Source organism: Streptomyces coerulescens, from assembly GCF_042657965.1.
GTDB lineage: Bacteria > Actinomycetota > Actinomycetes > Streptomycetales > Streptomycetaceae > Streptomyces > Streptomyces coerulescens.
Genome location: NZ_JBHSKM010000001.1, coordinates 17,003 through 35,380 on the forward strand (window position 1 = coordinate 17,003; position 18,378 = coordinate 35,380).

The window sequence follows — 18,378 nt, forward strand, 5'->3', positions numbered from 1 at the left end:
GGTCGTTGGCGCGGGTGAAGGCGTCGGCGGACCGGAGGTAGGCGGCGCAGGCCTCGGCGGGACGGTGAGCTGCCTGGAGGGCGAGGGCCAGGTTGTGGAGGGATTCCCCCTCGCCGTACCAGTCCTCGAACTCGCGGCAGATCTCCGTGGACTTGCCGTGCGCGTCGATCGCCTCCTCCGCCCGGCCTGCCTCCTGCAAGGCGAGGCCAAGGTTGTTCCACGCCCGGGCCTCGCGGCGGCGATCTCCGACGGCCCGGTACAGGTCGAGGGCTCGAGTATGGGCGTCGATCGCCTCCCCCTCCCGACCCCCCTCCCGCAAGGCGAGGCCAAGGTTGTTCCACGCGGTCGCTTCACGGTGGCGATCTCCGACGGCCCGGTACAGGTCGAGGGCTCGAGTATGGGCGTCGATCGCCTCCCCCTCCCGACCCCCCTCCCGCAAGGCGAGGCCAAGGTTGTTCCACGCCCGGGCCTCGCGGCGGCGATCTCCGACGGCCCGGTACAGGTCGAGGGCTCGAGTATGGGCGTCGATCGCCTCCCCCTTCCGGCCAGCTGCCAGCAGGGCGTTGCCGAGGTTGTTCCATGCGTTGCCCTCGCCCATCCGGTCTCCGGCAATGTGCGCGGCCTCCCGTCCGGCCTCAATTACGGCGGTCCGGTCATCGAACTGCCGCCGCCGAGCCAGAAACTCCCCCGCCGGGCACGGATCACCACCGGGTGCTCATCACCTCCCGGGACCGTCCCGACGCCCTTCCGGTGCGCCTGATCGACTTGGAGACGCTCGCTCCGGACAACTCCGTGGCTCTGGTGACCCGTGCCCTGCACGACACCGACGAGCGGGACGAACGTCCGGTGCGGGAATCTGACGCGCTGCGCGAACTGGCTGATCTTTGCGGTCACTTGCCCCTGGCACTCCAGATTGTGGCAGGGATGCTGCGTCGGCGACGGCATCGGGACATCGCCTCTCTGGTGGCCGAGATCCGGGACGCCGGAGATCCGACCTCCGTCCTCGACCGCGGCAGCCCCGGAACGGACCTGTACGGACGCTCACTCGCTCTGCGTCCCGTGCTGGAGACCTCGTACCGTCGACTGCCGCACGACGAGGCCCGGCTGCTGCGCCTGCTCTGCCTTGCGCCGGGTGCGGAGACCGGCACGGAGGCGATCGCCGCGCTTGCCGACCTCGACGCGAAGTTCGTGCTGTCGCTGCTGGAGGACCTGGCCGCCAGACATCTCGTCACGCCGGTGCGGGGCGGCAAGGGGACCGCTTCTGCGGTGCGGTGGCGGTTGCATGACTTGGTGCGGGTGTTCGGGGCGGGTGTGGTGGCGGGGGGTGTGGGGTTGCGGGAGGAGGGGGAGATGGCGCGGGAGCGGGTGCTGGACTTCTATTGCCGCAGGGCGGGTGCGGCTGCTGACCGGTTGCGGTGGCTGCCGGGGATGGAGGAGCCGGAGCGGTTCGGGGACCGGGGGCAGGCGTTGGCGTGGCTGGACGGGGAGCGGGCGGGTCTGGTCGCTGCGGTGGGGTGGGCGAGGGAGGAGCAGTTCGCGGGTAGGGCGGAGGAGCTGGCCGAGTGTCTGGCCCAGTACCTGTACTTGCGACGGCTTTTCGACGATTTGATTGCCGTCGCGGAGGCGCGCGCGGGACGTCGCCCACCGGTCCGGGGACTTGCTGTTCGAGGCCATGGAGTGGAACAACCTCGGCAACGCCCTGCAGGGGGCGGGCAGGACGGAAGAGGCGATCGACGCTCATACGCGGGCCCGCGACCTGCACCAGGCCGCCGGAGACCGCCACCGCGAGGCCGGCGCGTGGAACGACCTCGGCAGCGCCCTGCAGGAAGCGGGCAGGACGGAAGAGGCGATCGACGCTCATACGCGGGCCCGCGACCTGCACCAGGCCGCTGGAGACCGCCACCGCGAGGGCATGGCATGGAACAACCTCGCCAACTCCCTACAGCGGGCGGGCAGGGTGGAAGAGGCGATGGAGGCATACGGCAAGTCCCTGAAGCTCAATCGGGAGTTCGAGGACTGGTACGGCGAGGGGCAGACCTTCCACAATCTGGCCCTCGCCCACGAGTCCGCCCACCGCCCCGCCGAAGCCCGCGCCGCCTACCTCCAGTCCGCCGACGCCTACACCCGCGCCAACGCCCCCACCGAAGCCGCCCGAGCCCGCAACTGGGCCGCCGAACAACCGGACTGACTCCCGGCGGAATCCCCCGCACATGCATTGACCTGACTAGACCACTCCTCTTAGGTTCACCGGGCAGACAACCCCAGGCCACCACGAAGTGCGCCCGCAGGAGGTCATGCCCGTGCGCCCCACCGCCCGACCCGCCCTCCCCACACTCCTCGCCCTCACCCTCGCCGCCGCAGGCACGCTCACCGCGTGTGGTGGCGGTTCCGGTAGTGATCCGGACACCATCAAGGTCTCCTTCAAGCAGTCCACGGACAACTCCATCAAGGTGATGGACACCTACCTCGCGGACATCAAGAAGCAGTTCGAGAAGGCGAACCCCGGCAAGAAGGTCGAGTTCGTCCCCATCAAGGCCCCGGACTCGGAGTACTACACCAAGCTCCAGCAGATGCTCCGCTCCCCCAAGACCGCGCCCGACCTGGTCTACGAGGACACCTTCCTCATCAACTCGGACATCACCAGCGGGTACTTGAAGCCGCTGGACCCCTACCTCGCCAAGTGGCAGGACTGGAACAAGTTCATCGACACGGCGAAGGCGGCGGCGCAGGGCGAGGACGGCAAGACGTACGGCGTCCCGGACGGTACCGACACCCGGGGGCTGTGGTTCAGCAAGGACATCTTCGAGAAGGCCGGCCTGCCCGCCGACTGGCAGCCGAAGACCTGGGACGACGTCCTCGAGGCCGCCCGCACCGTCAAGAAGAAGGTCCCCGGCGTCATCCCGCTCAACGTGTACACGGGCAAGCCCGTCGGTGAGGCCGCCACCATGCAGACGTTCGAGATGCTGCTCTACGGCACGGGCGGTGACAACGCCTCGGCCGACCCCCTCTACGACAAGTCCACCAAGAAGTGGATCGCCGGCGGCCAGGGCTTCAAGGACTCGCTCTCCTTCGTCGAGACCGTCTACAAGGAGAAGCTCGGCCCGGAGGTTTCCGACGCCCTCGACCCGAACGTCGGTACCCGGGTCCGCGGCGAGTGGCTGCCGAAGGGCAAGCTCGCCATCGCCCTCGACGGCTCCTGGCTCCCGCAGGACTGGCTGCCGGGCAGCGGTCACGAATGGCCGGAGTGGTCCGAGGAGCTGGGGCTGGCCGCCATGCCCACGCAGAACGGCCAGGCGCCCGGCAAGGTGAGCATGTCCGGCGGCTGGACCTGGTCCATCCCGGCCAAGGCGGGCAACCCCGACCTCGCCTTCGAGTTCATCAAGACCATGCAGACCAAGGCGAACGCCCAGAAGTGGTACATCGCCAACTCCGGCATCGCGGTCCGCGAGGACGTGGCCGCCGACCCCGCGTACATCGAGGCCCAACCCGGCATCAAGTTCTTCACCGGCCTGGTCGCCAGCACCCACTACCGGCCCGCGTTCCCGGCGTACCCGAAGGTCTCCACCGCGGTTCAGGAGGCGATGGAGGGCGTGACGACGGGCGACATGTCGGTGGACGAGGCGGCCAAGGGGTACGACGAGGAGCTGAAGGCGGCGACGGACGACCAGGTGATCCAGAAGTGAGGGACCGCGAGGACCACCGCCGATGACCGCCGAAGCACCGCACGCGTCGCCCGGCCCCGGGTCCGGCCCGGCGTCCGGCCCGGCGACGGTCAAGTCCCCGTCGGGCCCGTCGGCCGCACGTCCACCGGGCGCGCCGTCCACCCCGCCGCACCGCACTCTCGCAAGAGCCCTGCCCGTCTCCCCCGCCGTCGTCCTGCTGGTGCTCTTCCTCGCCGGCCCGATCGCCTACTGCGCCTTCATCGCGTTCACCGACCTCCAGCTCACCGGCCAGGCCGAGGAGTCGTTCGTCGGGTTCGACAACTTCCGTACGGCCTTCGGTGACGAGGCGTTCCTGAACGCGGTCTGGATGACCCTCGTCTTCACCGTCATCTCGGCCCTGATCGGCCAGAACACCCTGGGTCTGGGTCTGGCGATGCTGATGCAGCGCGCGTCGAAGCCCGTCCGCACGCTCACCGGCGGCATCGTCGTCGCCGCGTGGGTGTTGCCGGAGGTCGTCGCCGGGTTCCTGCTGTACGCCTTCTTCCGTCGCGAGGGCACCCTGAACGCCATCCTGGAGTGGCTGCAACTGCCCACCCAGAACTGGCTGTTCACGCTGCCGATCCTGGCGGTGTCGTTCGCGAACGTGTGGCGGGGGACGGCGTTCTCGATGCTGGTCTACTCGGCCGCGCTGAACGAGATCCCGAAGGAGATCACCGAGGCGGCGCAGGTCGACGGCGCCGGCGGCTGGCGCAGGATGTGGCACATCACGCTCCCGATGATCCGCCGTTCCATCGGTACCAACCTGATGCTCATCACCCTTCAGACGCTGTCCGTCTTCGGGCTGATCTGGGTGATGACGAGGGGCGGTCCGGGCGGCAAGAGCCAGACCCTGCCGCTGTTCATGTACGAGGAGGCGTTCCAGAAGAGCATGATCGGCTACGGCACCGCGGTCGCCCTGCTGCTCCTGGTGGTGGGCTCGCTGTTCTCGGTGGTCTACCTGCGTCTGCTGCGGACGGAGGTCTGACGCCCATGGCCCGTTCCCTCGCATCCCGCCGCAGCACGCACCGTCTGGCCGCCGACGCCGGTCTGCTGGTGGTGGCCGCGGCGTTCGTGCTGCCGCTCGTGTGGGTGGTGCTGTCGTCGCTGGACACCGGCGCCGACCTGCGGGTGAGGGTCCCCGACGGTCTCACCCTGGACAACTTCGACGCGGTCCTGACCCCGGAGATCACCTTCACCCCGCTGCTCAACAGCCTGCTGCTGTGCGGCGGCGGGACGGCCCTGACGGTGGTGTGCGCGGCGCTCGCCGCCTACCCGCTGTCCCGGTTCCGCTCGCGCTTCAACCGGCCGTTCCTGCTGACGATCCTGTTCGCGACGAGCCTGCCGATCACGGCGATCATGGTGCCGGTGTACGCCCTGTTCGTACGGGTGAACCTGATCGACACCATGCAGGGCACGATCTTCTTCTTCGCCGCCTCCCAACTGCCGTTCGCCATCTGGCTGATGAAGAACTTCATGGACGGGGTGCCGAAGGAGCTGGAGGAGGCGGCCTGGACGGACGGCGCGTCCTCGCTCCAGTCGCTGGTGCGGATCGTGCTGCCCCTCATGGGCCCCGGAGTCGCCGTGGTGACGGTGTTCTCCTTCGTCATGATGTGGGGCAACTTCTTCGTCCCGTTCATGCTCCTGCTGACCCCGGACCAGATGCCGGCGTCCGTGAGCATCAACGACTTCTTCGGCAACCGCGGGATGGTGGCGTACGGCCAGCTCGCGGCGTTCTCCATCGTCTACTCGACACCGGTGATCCTGCTGTACGTGCTGATCGCCCGGCGGCTGGGAGGAGGGTTCGCGCTGGGCGGGGCCGTCAAGGGGTGACGTCGGGCAGCACGCCGGCCCGGAACGCCTCCACGCCCACGACCCGGCGTACCCGCAGGGGCTGGATCAGCAGCATGACGCGCTGCTCCCCGGGCAGCAGCCATGGGTAGCGGTCCTCCCCGATGTACTTCCGCGCGAGCCGGTCCATGGCGCGCTCCGCCACCTCCCCCTCCACGAACCGGACGACCCGCCCCCGGATCTCGGCCCGGTCGTAGGGGTTCTCCGGGTCGTGGTGGGAGAGGGAAACGTTGGGATTGAGCCGCAGGTTGTCCACCTTCACCCGCCCCACGGACGTGTTGACCATGACGTACTCGTCTTCGATGTCCGCCCACATGGGCGAAACCTGCGGCATCCCGTCGGATCCCACCGTCGCGAGGTGCCAGAAGTTCGGCGCGAGGAGACGCTCGCGAATATGCCCGTTGAGCTTGCCGTTCACCGGCGGTCACCACCTTCAGGGGCCGCCACGGTGACGCCCCGGCGTCATCCTGACCGCCACCCCACCGCGCCGACAGACGATCTTCGGCCAGCGGCGAACCCGCCAGTAGCCGTAGCTTCCTACAATCCGTGATCCTGGCCGAACAGACCGTAGTCACCCCATCCCGCCGGGCCTACGTTGTGGCGCGTGCGTCGACCTCCAGCCCAACCGAACCAGCCCGACAACCGCTCCAGCCATCGCAATCCCCCCACTCCCCCGTTCAACGCCCCTGCCGCCCGAAGACTCCGCGCCGCCCTGAACATGGGACCCGGGCATGTCGCCTACGGCATGCGTGTCTCATACGGCCTCCCCTACGTCACCGAGGACCTCGTCATCGCCTGGGAACGCGAGCTCGCGGCTCCCACCAGTCATGAGCTGACCGCCCTGGCGGGCGTGCTGTGGTGCTCGCCCGGTGAGCTGCTCGGCAAGCCGCGGACCCTGCGCGAGCACCGCATCGCCCGCGGTCTGGCGCCGGAGGACGTGGCCCGTGCCGTCGGGCACGAGGTGCTCGCGTATCTGCGCATGGAGGAGACGGACGACTGGCGTGGCACCGACCGCCAGTCCGCCGCCCTCGCCGACGTGCTCGGTCTGACGATCCCCGACTTCATCACCGTCACCGGCCGCGAGGCCCGGCTCGCCGACATGCTGCGCAGTGCCGTGACGACGCGCTGGCAGGCGTATGTGCGCCCGGTCGGCAGGATGGTGCCCCTGGATCGGCGGCTGCTGGAGACCACGCTCCAGGAACTGCACCAGCACTACCAGGGGCAGATGACCGCCACCCTGAGCTGGGGCGGCGGCAGCGGTGACTCCAGCGCGGCCGGCCGTGAGTTCATGGACGGGATCGTGGAGCGCTTCTGGACGATGGTCCAGGAGAACAGCCCCTGATCGCAGGGGTCATTCTCCAGGAGCAGCCCGACTGGAAGACGGACTAGAAGACGGACTCCGCCTCGTCCATCCGGTCCTTGGGCACCGTCTTCAGCTCGGTGACGGCCTCGGCCAGCGGCACCATCACGATGTCCGTGCCGCGCAACGCGGTCATCCTCCCGAACTCGCCCTGGTGGGCGGCCTCCACCGCGTGCCAGCCGAAGCGGGTGGCGAGCACCCGGTCGTACGCGGTCGGCGTGCCGCCGCGCTGGACGTGGCCGAGAATGACCGGCTTGGCCTCCTTGCCGAGCCGGCGCTCCAGCTCGAAGGCGAGCGCCGTGCCGATGCCCTGGAAGCGCTCGTGGCCGTACTGGTCGATCTCACCCTTGCCGTAGTCCATGGAGCCGTCGGCGGGGTGGGCGCCCTCGGCGACACAGATCACCGCGAACTTCTTGCCGCGCGAGAAGCGCTCCTCGACCATCTTCACGAGGTCGGCGGGGTCGAACGGGCGCTCCGGCAGACAGATGCCGTGGGCGCCGGCCGCCATGCCGGACTCCAGCGCGATCCAGCCCGCGTGGCGGCCCATGACCTCGACGACCATCACGCGCTGGTGGGACTCCGCGGTGGTCTTCAGACGGTCCATGGCCTCGGTGGCGACGCCGACGGCGGTGTCGAAGCCGAACGTGCGGTCCGTGGAGGAGATGTCGTTGTCGATCGTCTTGGGCACGCCGACGACCGGCAGCCCGGCGTCGGACAGCATGCGTGCCGCGGTCAGCGTGCCTTCGCCGCCGATCGGGATCAGGGCGTCGATGCCGAAGTCGCGGGCGATGTCGGGGGCGTTCTCGCAGGCCTCGCGCAGCCGGTTGCGCTCGAGGCGCGACGAGCCGAGGATCGTGCCGCCGCGGGCCAGGATGCCGCTGACGGCCTCCAGGTCGAGGCTGCGGTAGTGGCCGTCCAGCAGGCCCGCGAAGCCGTCCTCGAAGCCGATCACCTCGTCGCCGTACTGTGCGACGGCGCGGTGCACGACCGACCGGATCACGGCGTTCAGGCCGGGGCAGTCGCCGCCTGCGGTGAGAACTCCGATACGCATCGTGCTGTGTCTCCTGCTCGCTGTTGACACCGGTGAGCCAGTCCGATTGTTTCACGTCCCCGAGGGCCCCGTCCGACCGGCAACCTGACGGGCGCCTTATCCACCGCCAAAGGTATTGTCAAGAGGGTTTCGCTCACCTCACTGGGCGATTTTGCGACCCTGGAACCGCCCCTGGAACTGCCCCGGGGATCCGTCCGGAACACCGCACGACGAAAGGGAGACCACGCGTGACGCGCAGCGTGTACGTGACCGGCATCGACCGCGGCGACGGCCGGCAGGTCGTCGAACTGGGAGTCATGGAGCTCCTGACCCGGCAGGTCGACCGGGTGGGGGTGTTCCGGCCGCTGGTGCATCACTCCCCGGACCGGCTGTTCGAGCTGCTGCGCGCCCGTTATCGCCTCTCGCAGGACCCGGCGACGGTCTACGGCATGGACTACCACGAGGCGTCCGCCCTCCAGGCCGAGCGCGGCACCGACGAGCTGGTCTCCACGCTCGTCGACCGGTTCCACGCGGTCGCCCGCGACTACGACGTCGTCCTGGTCCTCGGCACCGACTACGCCGACACCCAGCTCCCGGACGAGCTGTCCCTGAACGCCCGCCTCGCCAACGAGTTCGGTGCCTCGGTGATATCCGTCGTGGGCGGGCGCAAGCAGACCACCGAGTCGGTGCTCGCCGAGACGCGCAACGCCTACCGGGCGTACGAGAACCTGGGCTGCGACGTGCTCGCCATGGTCACCAACCGGGTCGCCCGCGCCGACCGGGACGAGATCGCCCGGCTGCTGGAGTCCCGGCTGCCGGTGCCCTGCTACGTCGTCCCGGACGAGCCCGCCCTGTCCGCGCCGACGGTGGCGCAGATCGCCCACTCCCTGGAGGCGAGGGTCCTGCTCGGCGACGACTCGGGGCTCGCGCGCGACGCCCTGGACTTCGTGTTCGGCGGCGCGATGCTGCCGAACTTCCTGAGCGCCCTGACCCCGGGCTGTCTGGTCGTCACTCCCGGCGACCGTGCCGACCTGGTCGTGGGCTCGCTGGCCGCGCACAGCGCCGGCACCCCGCCGATCGCCGGTGTGCTGCTCACCCTGGACGAGCGCCCCGGCGACGCGATCCTCACCCTCGCCTCGCGTCTGGCCCCCGGCACCCCGGTGCTGTCGGTGCCCGGCTACAGCTTCCCCACCGCCGAGCAACTGTTCTCCCTGGAGGGCAAGCTGAACGCGGCGACCCCGCGCAAGGCGGAGACCGCGCTCGGCCTGTTCGAGCGGTACGTCGACACCGGCGAGCTGCTGAAGCGGGTCTCGGCGCCCAGCTCCGACCGGGTCACACCGATGATGTTCGAGCACAAGCTGCTGGAGCAGGCCCGCTCGAACATCCGCCGCATCGTGCTGCCCGAGGGCACCGAGCCGCGGGTGCTGCACGCCGCGGAGGTGCTGCTGCGCCGCGGGGTGTGCGACCTGACGCTGCTCGGGCCGGTCGACCAGATCCGCAAGCGGGCCGCCGACCTCGGCATCGACCTGGGCGACACCCAGCTGATCGACCCGGCCACCAGCGACCTGCGGGACTCCTTCGCCGAGAAGTACGCCCAGCTGCGCGCCCACAAGGGCGTCACCGTCGAGCTGGCCTACGACGTCGTCTCCGACGTGAACTACTTCGGGACGCTGATGGTCGAGGAGGGGCTCGCCGACGGCATGGTGTCGGGGTCCGTCCACTCGACCGCGGCGACCATCCGCCCCGCCTTCGAGATCATCAAGACCAGGCCGGACGCCGGCATCGTCTCGTCGGTCTTCTTCATGTGCCTCGCCGACAAGGTCCTCGTCTACGGCGACTGCGCGGTGAACCCGGACCCGAACGCCGAGCAGCTGGCCGACATCGCCATCCAGTCGGCGGCCACCGCCGAGGGGTTCGGCGTCCAGCCGCGGATCGCGATGCTGTCGTACTCGACGGGTACGTCGGGTTCGGGCGCCGATGTCGACAAGGTGCGCGAGGCGACGGAGCTGGTGCGCCGGCGGCGGCCGGACCTGATGATCGAGGGGCCCATCCAGTACGACGCCGCGGTGGAGCCGTCCGTGGCGGCGACCAAGCTGCCGGAGTCCGAAGTGGCCGGGCAGGCAACGATTCTGATCTTCCCCGACCTCAATACAGGTAACAACACCTACAAGGCCGTGCAGCGCTCGGCAGGCGCCATCGCCGTCGGCCCGGTGCTCCAGGGTCTGCGCAAGCCGGTCAACGACCTGTCCCGGGGCGCCCTCGTCCAGGACATCGTCACGACCGTCGCCATCACGGCGATCCAGTCCCAGCCCCGGTCCACCGCCCCGTCCCTCCACGAGAAGGCCACCGTCCAGTGACCGCGTCCCGCGTCCTCGTCCTCAACTCCGGCTCCTCGTCGGTGAAGTACCAGCTGCTCGACATGCGTGACAGCAGCCGGCTGGCCGTGGGCCTCGTCGAGCGCATCGGCGAGCGGGTCTCCCGGCTCAAGCACACCCCGCTGGCGGCCGGCGGCGAGAGCCGCGAGTGGACCGGGGCGATCCCCGACCACGACGCCGCCCTGAAGGCCGTGGCGGCGGAGCTGGCCAAGGACGGCCTCGGCCTCGACTCCCCCGAGCTGGCGGCGATCGGGCACCGGGTGGTGCACGGCGGCAAGCACTTCACCGAGCCGACCGTCATCGACGACGCCGTGCTCGCCGAGATCGAGCGGCTCATCCCGGTGGCCCCGCTGCACAACCCGGCCAACCTCACCGGCATCCGCACGGCGCAGGCACTGCGCCCGGACCTGCCCCAGGTCGCCGTCTTCGACACCGCGTTCCACACGACGATGCCGGAGTCGGCCGCCCGCTACGCCATCGACGTGGAGACCGCCGACCGGCACCGCATACGCCGGTACGGCTTCCACGGCACCTCGCACGCGTATGTCTCCCGGGCCACCGCGAAGCTGCTGGGCAAGGCCCCGGAGGAGGTGAACGTCATCGTGCTGCACCTCGGCAACGGCGCGTCGGCGTCGGCCGTGCGGGGCGGGAAGTGTGTGGACACCTCCATGGGGCTGACGCCCTTGGAGGGGCTCGTGATGGGTACGCGATCGGGTGACATGGATCCCGCCGTCATCTTCCATTTGGCGCGGGTTGGCGAAATGTCCATCGAGGAAATCGACACTCTCCTCAACAAGAAGAGCGGATTGATCGGCCTGTGCGGCGACAACGACATGCGGGAGATCCGCCGCCGGATCGACGAAGGTGACGAGCGGGCCCAATTGGCCTTCGACATCTACATTCACCGACTGAAGAAGTACATCGGCGCCTATTACGCCGTGCTCGGCCGGGTGGACGCGATCGCGTTCACGGCCGGGGTGGGCGAGAACGCGGCACCGGTGCGGAAGGCGGCTGTCGCGGGCCTGGAACAGCTGGGCCCGGCGGTGGACGCCGAGCTGAACGCCGTACGCGGTGACGCACCTCGGCTGATCTCGCCCGCGGGTGCGAGGGTGGCGGTCGCGGTGGTGCCGACGGATGAAGAACTGGAGATCGCGACACAGACGTGGGCAACGGCCGGGTAACACGGCTGAGCAAAGCGCAGCTCATTTGTATCTTCCACCAGACGGAATATTCCGCGGCGAAACAAACCGATAGGATCGTCCCATGCGCCGTTCGAAAATCGTTTGTACTCTCGGCCCCGCGGTCGACTCCCATGAACAGCTTGTCTCGCTGATCGAGGCCGGCATGAATGTGGCCCGCTTCAACTTCAGCCACGGCACGCACGAGGACCACCAGGGGCGCTACGAGCGCCTGCGGGCCGCCGCCGCGGAGACCGGCCGGGCCATCGGTGTGCTCGCCGACCTCCAGGGGCCGAAGATCCGCCTGGAGACCTTCGCCGAGGGCCCGGTGGAGCTGGAGCGCGGTGACGAGTTCGTCATCACGACCGAGGACGTCCCGGGCGACAAGCAGATCTGCGGGACGACCTACAAGGGCCTGCCCGGTGACGTCGCCAAGGGCGACCAGATCCTCATCAACGACGGCAACGTCGAGCTGAAGGTCACCGAGGTCGAGGGCCCCCGGGTCAAGACGATCGTCATCGAGGGCGGCGTCGTCTCCGACCACAAGGGCATCAACCTGCCCGGCGCGGCCGTGAACGTGCCGGCACTGTCCGAGAAGGACGTCGAGGACCTGCGGTTCGCGCTGCGCATGGGCTGCGACCTGGTCGCCCTGTCCTTCGTGCGGGACGCCGCCGACGTGGCCGACGTGCACAAGGTCATGGACGAGGTCGGCCGCCGTGTCCCGGTCGTCGCCAAGGTGGAGAAGCCGCAGGCGGTCGCGAACATGGAGGACGTCGTGCTGGCGTTCGACGGTGTGATGGTCGCGCGTGGCGACCTCGCCGTCGAGTACCCGCTCGAGAAGGTCCCGATGGTGCAGAAGCGGCTCATCGAGCTGTGCCGCCGCAACGCCAAGCCGGTGATCGTGGCGACCCAGATGATGGAGTCGATGATCACCAACTCCCGTCCGACCCGCGCCGAGGCCTCCGACGTGGCCAACGCGATCCTGGACGGCGCCGACGCGGTCATGCTGTCCGCCGAGTCGAGCGTGGGCGCGTACCCGATCGAGACCGTCAAGACGATGTCGAAGATCGTCGCCGCGGCCGAGCAGGAGCTGCTCGCCAAGGGTCTGCAGCCGCTCGTGCCGGGCAAGAAGCCCCGTACGCAGGGTGGTTCGGTGGCCCGTGCGGCCTGCGAGATCGCCGACTTCCTCGGCGGTAAGGGCCTGGTGGCCTTCACCCAGTCCGGCGACACCGCCCGCCGGCTGAGCCGCTATCGCGCCGCCCAGCAGATCATCGCGTTCACCACGGACGAGTCCACGCGCAATCAGATGACGCTCAGCTGGGGCGTCGAGCCGCACGTGGTGCCGTTCGTCAACAGCACCGACGAGATGGTCGACCTGGTGGACCAGGAGATCGTCAAGCTCGGTCTCTTCAACGAGGGCGACATCGTGGTCATCACCGCCGGCTCCCCGCCCGGCGTCCCCGGCACCACCAACATGGTCCGGGTGCACCACCTCGGCGGCGGCGCGCGGGACTGACCCCGCAGACCGCCCGCAAGGGCCCTGAACGACGCCGAGGGCGCCCCCTGGATCCAGGGGGCGCCCTCGGCGCTTGTGCGGCTCCCGAACGGGCTTGTGGGGGCGTCCTGTCGAGACGCCCGGCTCAGTCGGTGGTGAAGTTGTGCAGCCCCGGCACGTGCAGGGTGCCGCCGAACTGACCGGCCTGGGTCACCTTCACCTTCGTGAAGTAGATCAGCGGGATGTTCAGCGGCGGCGGGTGCTCCGGGTCGAACGTGACCGGGATCAGACCGAGCAGGTTCCCGGAGATGCTCTCCGTGTACATCACGGTCTTGCCGTTGCGGATGGTCGAGGTCGAGCCCTCGGCCGCCTGCACGTGGTAGGTCTTGCCGGACTGCTTGTCCTTCACCGTTTGGTGCAGGTCGCCGATGTCGGTGCCGTCGGAGATGACGTACTTCAGCACCTTCTTCTTGGTGCCGTTGGCCGTCTTCACCTCGACGATGCCCTGGTAGTCGGCGCCCTTGAGCAGCAGCGAGCTGGCGTTCAGGAACCACGGGTCGTCGGGCAGCGGCACGGTGTTGTCCACGCCGCCCTCCTCGTCCGTGGCGGCCGGGCAGTCGTCCGGGTCCGTGCCGGAGCTCGCGGAGGGGCTCGGCGTGGCGGTGGCCTCGTCGGCGGCCTCCTGCGCCGTCTCCGTGGCGTCCTGCGCCGCCTCGGACGCCTTGTCGGTGGTGTCACCGACGGTGTCCTCGACGGTGTCGGTGACCTTGTCGGTGGTCTCCTTGACCGGGTCGGACGCCTCGGACGTCTCCTTGCCGGACGGCTCGGAGGAGTCCGCGGAGTCCGAGGAACCGGACGCCGCCTCCTCGCTCGCGGACGGCGTCGGCGTCGGGCTCGCGCTCTCCCCGGCCGAACCGCCCGTGAAGATGCCCTCTATCGCGTCGCCGATGCCCTCCAGCAGGCCGCCGCCGCTCTCGGACGGCGAGGGGGACGCCGTGGCCGTGTCGCCGGACTGGGCCTCGCTCGACTTGCTCGCGGAGGGCGAGGGCGTGGGCTCGGCCGCGTCGTCGGAACCTGAATCCGACGAAGAGGAGTCACCCGCGGAGTCCGACGAACCCGAAGAGTCCGAGGAACCCGAGGAGTCGGAGGAGTCCGCGGAGTCCTGGCCGTCGGTCGCCGACGGAGTGGGCTCCGCCGTCTCGTCCTTCTCCGTGGACTCGCTCGCGCTCGGGGACGCGGACGCCGAGGCCTCGTCCTCCAGTGCCGCCACGCAGTCCTTGTACTCGTCCGCCGTGAGGCTGTTGGACGTCGGCTTGGTGGCGTCGCTGTCGGCCTGGGCGAGCGTCGGCGTGAACCCCATTCCCATGAGGACCGCGGTCGGCATCGCCGCCAGGGCTATCGCCTTGCCGGCCGGCATCTGGAACCTGGTGAACAGCGGCTTCTTGGGCGCCGCGTGACGCGGCCCGGTTCTCACACGGGACTTGTCCACCTCAGTCCCGTGGGTCACCTCGTCAGCCGGCACTGTGCCTCCCGTTCGCCCCGTTCGCCGGGCTCGTTCCTGACAGATCGTTCGGCTCGCCCACCACGGGCTTGAGGATGGTGGTGTCGGGGTCGGTCGCACCCTCGGGTGCGTCGCCCTCGCCCGTCGTGTCCGTCTGCGCCGGAGTCGCGTCGGCGTCCCCGCCGGGCACCCATGCCACGGCCATCGCCCCGCCCACGAGGGCGAAGAGGAAGCCGATGAGGAAGCCGCCGAGGTTGGACAGCGGGATGGACACCAGTGCCAGCAGGATCGCCGCGATGCCCGCGAAGGTGCGGACGTGCTTCTGGAACCAGAGCGTGAATCCGAGGACCACGAGCAGCACACCGATGATGAGGGAGCTGGAGCCCCCCGCGGTCTGCATCGCCAGCGTCAGGTGGCCGATCTGGAGGTTCGCGTAAGGGAAGTAGGCGATGGGGAGTCCGCCGAGCATGACGAACAGACCGGCCCAGAACGGCCGGGTACCGCGCCAGGCGCGGAAGTTCCGCCGAAAGACCCGGAGGTAGTGCTCGTCATGGCCGGGCGCGGCAGGAGTCTCGGCGCTCATCGAAAACAGCTCCCTGGTACGGCATTGCTGTGGTGGTGGTGCGAAGGTGATGCGGTGATGTGTCGCGGCCGTGTGACCACTTGTGAAGAAAGCGGGCTCAGAGTGGACGGGCGGGGGCGCCAGTGGCTCCCCCGCCCGTCAGAGAGTGCTTAGTAGCACTCCTTGACACCCGTCGACAGCGACATCTTCAGACCGCTGAGCTTGAAGGTTCCGGCGGTGGTCGCCCACGCCGTCTGCTTCACGCCGACCAGCGTGGCCTTGTCGGCCTGCTGGGCGAAGCCGAAGGGGTTGGCCTGCTCGCCGCCACCCTTCATGCCCGGACCCTTGTTGGCGTCCTTGGCGGCCACACCGATGTCGATGTTCTCGAACGTCGCGTCGGCCTCGAGGTCGGCGACGTCGATGTACAGGTTCTTGGCCTCGACCGGCTTGTTCGGGTCTTCACCGGCCCGCAGGATCAGGCTGACGTTCCCGAGGATCGGGATGTCGGGCGTGACCACGGACTGGCACAGGCTGTTGATCGTCGCGGACTTGAAGCCCGAGACGGCGACGGGGTGAACCGTCTTCTTGCCGGAGAGCGTGTAGCCCTCGTCAAGAGCGCCGTACTGCGAGAAGCCCGAACCGACCAGCTTGTCGGTCGTGACCTTGAACGACTGGCCGGAGACGCTGAACGAAGCGGCGAGAGCGCCCTGCGCGAGGGCGACACCTATCGCAGCCGTGGCGGCGACGCTGGGCACCATGACCACAGCGAACCGCTTCCATCTGGTCCCGCCACGCACCTGGGACTCCATATTTCCTCCTTCTCGGACGTACATCTCCTGACACTGGCTGCCACTGTCGGCTCGACGGCTCAGCCGGTCAGGGATGGGAGAAGTGCTACGTCCTCGGGAAGGAGAGCGCCTGCGCTCGGTGGCACGAACCGCGCCCGAACTACCGGCGATCACCCCCGAGCGACAACCACTGGTCGCGCCTGACACGCATCACGCACAACCTTGCCGGACAGGCTTCGCCGGGTGGGCGAAGACCCCCCTGTCCAAGAGCCGGCGCCACTGCCGCCGACTCTGCTCGGTGGGGACCCAGGAACTCCCGCGACCCAACCGGCTGTCGGGGTACGGGAACGGACCGAGCGTGGCCGATCGTGGTGCATTCTCGCCGCCCGCACAAGGGGCTTCGTTACTCGGTAGTAACGGCCGGATAACCGAACAACGACCCGCCGGTCTCGGACGACGACACAGGGTGGCCCCGAGCGACCGGACAAATCCAGGAATCAACAGACAGAAACCGACAGAACGACGCCCGCGACTTACCCGCAGTAACCGCGGCCGCGATTACCAAGATTTGGTAAAGCGCGGCCGCTCTGGTGCTCTGTCGACAAATCTTTCACTCACGCAACATGGGCCCGTGCGTTTAGTGACTGGTCAGAACGGGGCTGTCGCCCCGCTCATGGAAACCGTCAGAACAGCGCACGTGCCAACGCCCTGCGAGCGGCCGCGACCCGAGGGTCATCACCGCCCACGACCTCGAAGAGCTCCAGGAGCCGAAGCCGTACGGTGTCCCGGTCGTCACCCGCCGTGCGCTGCACGGTCTCGATGAGCCGCCCGAAGGCGTCCTCGACATGGCCGCCCACCAGATCCAGATCCGCGGCGGCGATCTGTGCCTGGGCGTCGGCGGGCCGGTCGGCGGCCTCCTTGCGCACCTGCTGCGGGTCGGCGCCCTGCACACGCTGGAGCAACTCGGCCTGGGCGAGCCCGAGTTTGGCCTCCGAGTTCGCCGGGTCCTGGCTCAGCACGTTCTTGTACGCCTGGACGGCACCGCCCAAGTCGCCCGCGTCCAGCGCCTGTACGGCGGCTTCCAGCAGGGCGTCGTGGGGGCCGGCCGGCGCGGTGGGAGCGCTCTGGGCGCCTCCCGGCTCGGCGTCCGGGTCGACCGTCAGGCCGGTCAGGCCGAAGCGCTGCTCGGCTACGGCGACGAGCTGGTCGAGCGTCTCGCGGATCTGGGCCTCACCGGCCGCCCCCTGGAAGAGGGGCAGCGCCTGCCCGGCGACGACCGCGAAGACGGCCGGAATCCCCTGGACGCCGAACTGCTGCATCAGCATCTGGTTGGCGTCGACGTCGATCTTGGCGAGGAGGAGGCGGCCGTTGTACTCGACGGTGAGTCGCTCGAGGAGCGGGCTCAGCTGCTTGCAGGGCTCGCACCACTCGGCCCAGAAGTCGATGACTACGGGCACCTCGGCGGAGCGCTGAAGGACCTCACGCTCGAAGCCCGCCTCATCCACATCGATGACGAGGTCGGCGGGGGAAACGGCACCCGCCCCGCCCTGCCGGGCGGCCTCGGCACGCGCCTGCTCCGCCTTCGCCTTGGCCTCCTGGGCCGCCTTCACCGCGGCGAGGTCGACGACTCCGCTCATGGACATGTTCCGTGGCTGCATGCGTCTATCCTCCCCCGTTCGGCGCGCACTGTGAAAAGCGGCCCGAAAGCCGGGCCCGGCAGGTGCTGTTCGGCGCCGGGTCCCCACCCCACGCCTGTGGTCATCGCTTTCGCTACGACTCGTAGCGTAATGGCATCGGGGGCCTGCGGAACACCACCTTCCCGTGATCTCCCTCACGACCGCACACGAACCACCCGGTTATGGTCATGGGATGCAGAGCCGCACCGCCGCCGCCCGTCCGGGACGCCCGCGCAGCGCCGCCGCTGACGCCGCGATCCTGGCGGCGACGCGGGCGGCGCTGGTCGAACTGGGCTGGTCCAAGCTCACCCTGGGAGACGTGGCCACGCGCGCGGGGGTTGCGAAGACGACCCTGTATCGCCGCTGGCCGGGGAAGAACGAGCTGGTCGTGGACGCGGTCGCCGAGCTCTTCGACGAGCTGCGCCTGCCCGACCTGGGCAGCCTCGCCGCGGACATCGAGGGCGTGGTGCTCCAGTTCGCGGCGATCCTGGCCCTGCCCGAGGCGAAAAGTGGCCTGATGGCGGTGGTCGCGGAGTCGACCCGGGACGACGCGCTGCGCGAACGCATCCGCGCGTCCATCGTGGACCGGCAGAAGCGGCTGGTGGTCGAGGGCCGTGAGCGTGCCCAGGGCCGGGGCGAACTGCCGCCGGAGAAGGACCCCTCACAGTCCGCGCGCACGGTCGACCTCATCTTCGACATGGTCGCGGGCGCGGTGGTCCACCGCACGCTGGTGAGCAGCCATCCGGCGGACGAGGAGTGGGTGCGCGGCTTCACCCAGGTGCTGCTGCTGGGCCTGTCGGGAGCCGCGGAGTCCGCCGGGGACTGAGCCGGGGAGGGCGGCAGGGCCGCCCTCCCGCCGAAGCG

Annotated in this window: 14 protein-coding genes and 2 pseudogenes; 9 read left to right on the forward strand and 7 right to left on the reverse strand. The window is 69.4% G+C overall.

Annotated elements, in window-relative coordinates:
* Positions 1-31: 31 nt before the first annotated feature.
* A pseudogene (locus ACFPQ9_RS00070) lies at positions 32-598 on the reverse strand (tetratricopeptide repeat protein); the annotation flags it as partial.
* A gap of 92 nt (positions 599-690) precedes the next feature.
* On the opposite strand from ACFPQ9_RS00070, the pseudogene ACFPQ9_RS00075 reads away from it, so the two are divergent.
* The 4 genes and pseudogenes from ACFPQ9_RS00075 to ACFPQ9_RS00090 all read left to right on the forward strand — a co-directional run.
* Positions 691-2,188: pseudogene (locus tag ACFPQ9_RS00075) on the forward strand (tetratricopeptide repeat protein); the annotation flags it as partial.
* A gap of 106 nt (positions 2,189-2,294) precedes the next feature.
* Positions 2,295-3,683, forward strand: coding sequence for an extracellular solute-binding protein (locus tag ACFPQ9_RS00080; RefSeq protein ID WP_380844416.1), 1,389 nt, complete (start codon positions 2,295-2,297; stop codon positions 3,681-3,683).
* A 22-nt stretch (positions 3,684-3,705) separates the two neighbouring features.
* A complete protein-coding gene (locus tag ACFPQ9_RS00085; RefSeq protein WP_380844419.1) occupies positions 3,706-4,686 on the forward strand; it encodes a carbohydrate ABC transporter permease in 981 nt (326 codons plus the stop codon).
* 5 nt (positions 4,687-4,691) lie between these two features.
* Positions 4,692-5,531, forward strand: coding sequence for a carbohydrate ABC transporter permease (locus tag ACFPQ9_RS00090; RefSeq protein ID WP_380844422.1), 840 nt, complete (start codon positions 4,692-4,694; stop codon positions 5,529-5,531).
* Here the strand turns inward: ACFPQ9_RS00090 and ACFPQ9_RS00095 are convergent.
* On the reverse strand, positions 5,521-5,967 hold the full coding sequence (locus ACFPQ9_RS00095; RefSeq protein WP_380844425.1) for a PPOX class F420-dependent oxidoreductase: 447 nt from the start codon (positions 5,965-5,967) through the stop codon (positions 5,521-5,523). The genes ACFPQ9_RS00090 and ACFPQ9_RS00095 overlap by 11 nt on opposite strands.
* A 177-nt stretch (positions 5,968-6,144) precedes the next feature.
* Here ACFPQ9_RS00095 and ACFPQ9_RS00100 point away from each other — a divergent pair, with 177 nt between their 5' ends.
* Positions 6,145-6,891 carry a helix-turn-helix domain-containing protein gene (locus tag ACFPQ9_RS00100; RefSeq protein ID WP_380844427.1) on the forward strand — a complete coding sequence of 249 codons (747 nt, stop codon included), beginning with the start codon at positions 6,145-6,147 and terminating at the stop codon, positions 6,889-6,891.
* A 43-nt stretch (positions 6,892-6,934) separates the two neighbouring features.
* Here ACFPQ9_RS00100 and ACFPQ9_RS00105 read toward each other — a convergent pair whose 3' ends face one another.
* On the reverse strand, positions 6,935-7,960 hold the full coding sequence (locus ACFPQ9_RS00105) for an ATP-dependent 6-phosphofructokinase (RefSeq protein WP_380844430.1): 1,026 nt from the start codon (positions 7,958-7,960) through the stop codon (positions 6,935-6,937).
* 227 nt (positions 7,961-8,187) lie between these two features.
* Here ACFPQ9_RS00105 and pta point away from each other — a divergent pair, with 227 nt between their 5' ends.
* From pta to pyk, 3 genes are all read left to right on the forward strand, one after another.
* Complete coding sequence (gene pta / locus ACFPQ9_RS00110; protein ID WP_380844433.1) at positions 8,188-10,296, forward strand: phosphate acetyltransferase; 2,109 nt, start codon at positions 8,188-8,190, stop codon at positions 10,294-10,296.
* On the forward strand, positions 10,293-11,495 hold the full coding sequence (locus ACFPQ9_RS00115; RefSeq protein ID WP_380844436.1) for an acetate kinase: 1,203 nt from the start codon (positions 10,293-10,295) through the stop codon (positions 11,493-11,495). Before pta ends, ACFPQ9_RS00115 begins: the two co-directional genes overlap by 4 nt.
* An 82-nt stretch (positions 11,496-11,577) precedes the next feature.
* A complete protein-coding gene (pyk, locus tag ACFPQ9_RS00120; protein ID WP_380844439.1) occupies positions 11,578-13,008 on the forward strand; it encodes a pyruvate kinase in 1,431 nt (476 codons plus the stop codon).
* Positions 13,009-13,132: 124 nt separating this feature from the next.
* Here pyk and ACFPQ9_RS00125 read toward each other — a convergent pair whose 3' ends face one another.
* The 4 genes from ACFPQ9_RS00125 to ACFPQ9_RS00140 form a co-directional block, all read right to left on the reverse strand.
* On the reverse strand, positions 13,133-14,509 hold the full coding sequence (locus ACFPQ9_RS00125; RefSeq protein WP_380844442.1) for a hypothetical protein: 1,377 nt from the start codon (positions 14,507-14,509) through the stop codon (positions 13,133-13,135).
* Positions 14,499-15,071: a DUF6114 domain-containing protein gene (locus ACFPQ9_RS00130; RefSeq protein WP_380844445.1), complete on the reverse strand. Its 573-nt coding sequence runs from the start codon at positions 15,069-15,071 to the stop codon at positions 14,499-14,501. Before ACFPQ9_RS00130 ends, ACFPQ9_RS00125 begins: the two co-directional genes overlap by 11 nt.
* Positions 15,072-15,220: 149 nt before the next feature.
* Positions 15,221-15,859 (reverse strand): DUF6230 family protein, encoded by a 639-nt coding sequence (locus ACFPQ9_RS00135; RefSeq protein ID WP_380844448.1) that lies wholly within the window; start codon positions 15,857-15,859, stop codon positions 15,221-15,223.
* 662 nt (positions 15,860-16,521) lie between these two features.
* A complete protein-coding gene (locus ACFPQ9_RS00140; RefSeq protein WP_380844451.1) occupies positions 16,522-17,496 on the reverse strand; it encodes a tetratricopeptide repeat protein in 975 nt (324 codons plus the stop codon).
* A 211-nt stretch (positions 17,497-17,707) separates the two neighbouring features.
* Between ACFPQ9_RS00140 and ACFPQ9_RS00145 the strand changes: the two genes are divergently transcribed.
* The gene (locus ACFPQ9_RS00145) at positions 17,708-18,340 is read left to right on the forward strand and encodes a TetR/AcrR family transcriptional regulator (protein ID WP_380844454.1); all 633 of its coding nucleotides are present in this window, start codon (positions 17,708-17,710) and stop codon (positions 18,338-18,340) included.
* The last annotated feature ends 38 nt before the right edge of the window (positions 18,341-18,378 follow it).

Bases quoted from the DNA above. Each gene is read 5' to 3' on its own strand.
- ACFPQ9_RS00080 (WP_380844416.1), top strand. From the start codon at position 2,295: ATGCCCGTGCGCCCCACCGCCCGACCCGCCCTCCCCACACTCCTCGCC.
- ACFPQ9_RS00085 (WP_380844419.1), top strand. From the start codon at position 3,706: ATGACCGCCGAAGCACCGCACGCGTCGCCCGGCCCCGGGTCCGGCCCG.
- ACFPQ9_RS00090 (WP_380844422.1), top strand. From the start codon at position 4,692: ATGGCCCGTTCCCTCGCATCCCGCCGCAGCACGCACCGTCTGGCCGCC.
- ACFPQ9_RS00105 (WP_380844430.1), bottom strand. From the start codon at position 7,960: ATGCGTATCGGAGTTCTCACCGCAGGCGGCGACTGCCCCGGCCTGAAC.
- pyk (WP_380844439.1), top strand. From the start codon at position 11,578: ATGCGCCGTTCGAAAATCGTTTGTACTCTCGGCCCCGCGGTCGACTCC.
- ACFPQ9_RS00130 (WP_380844445.1), bottom strand. From the start codon at position 15,071: ATGAGCGCCGAGACTCCTGCCGCGCCCGGCCATGACGAGCACTACCTC.
- ACFPQ9_RS00135 (WP_380844448.1), bottom strand. From the start codon at position 15,859: ATGGAGTCCCAGGTGCGTGGCGGGACCAGATGGAAGCGGTTCGCTGTG.
- ACFPQ9_RS00140 (WP_380844451.1), bottom strand. From the start codon at position 17,496: ATGCAGCCACGGAACATGTCCATGAGCGGAGTCGTCGACCTCGCCGCG.
- ACFPQ9_RS00145 (WP_380844454.1), top strand. From the start codon at position 17,708: ATGCAGAGCCGCACCGCCGCCGCCCGTCCGGGACGCCCGCGCAGCGCC.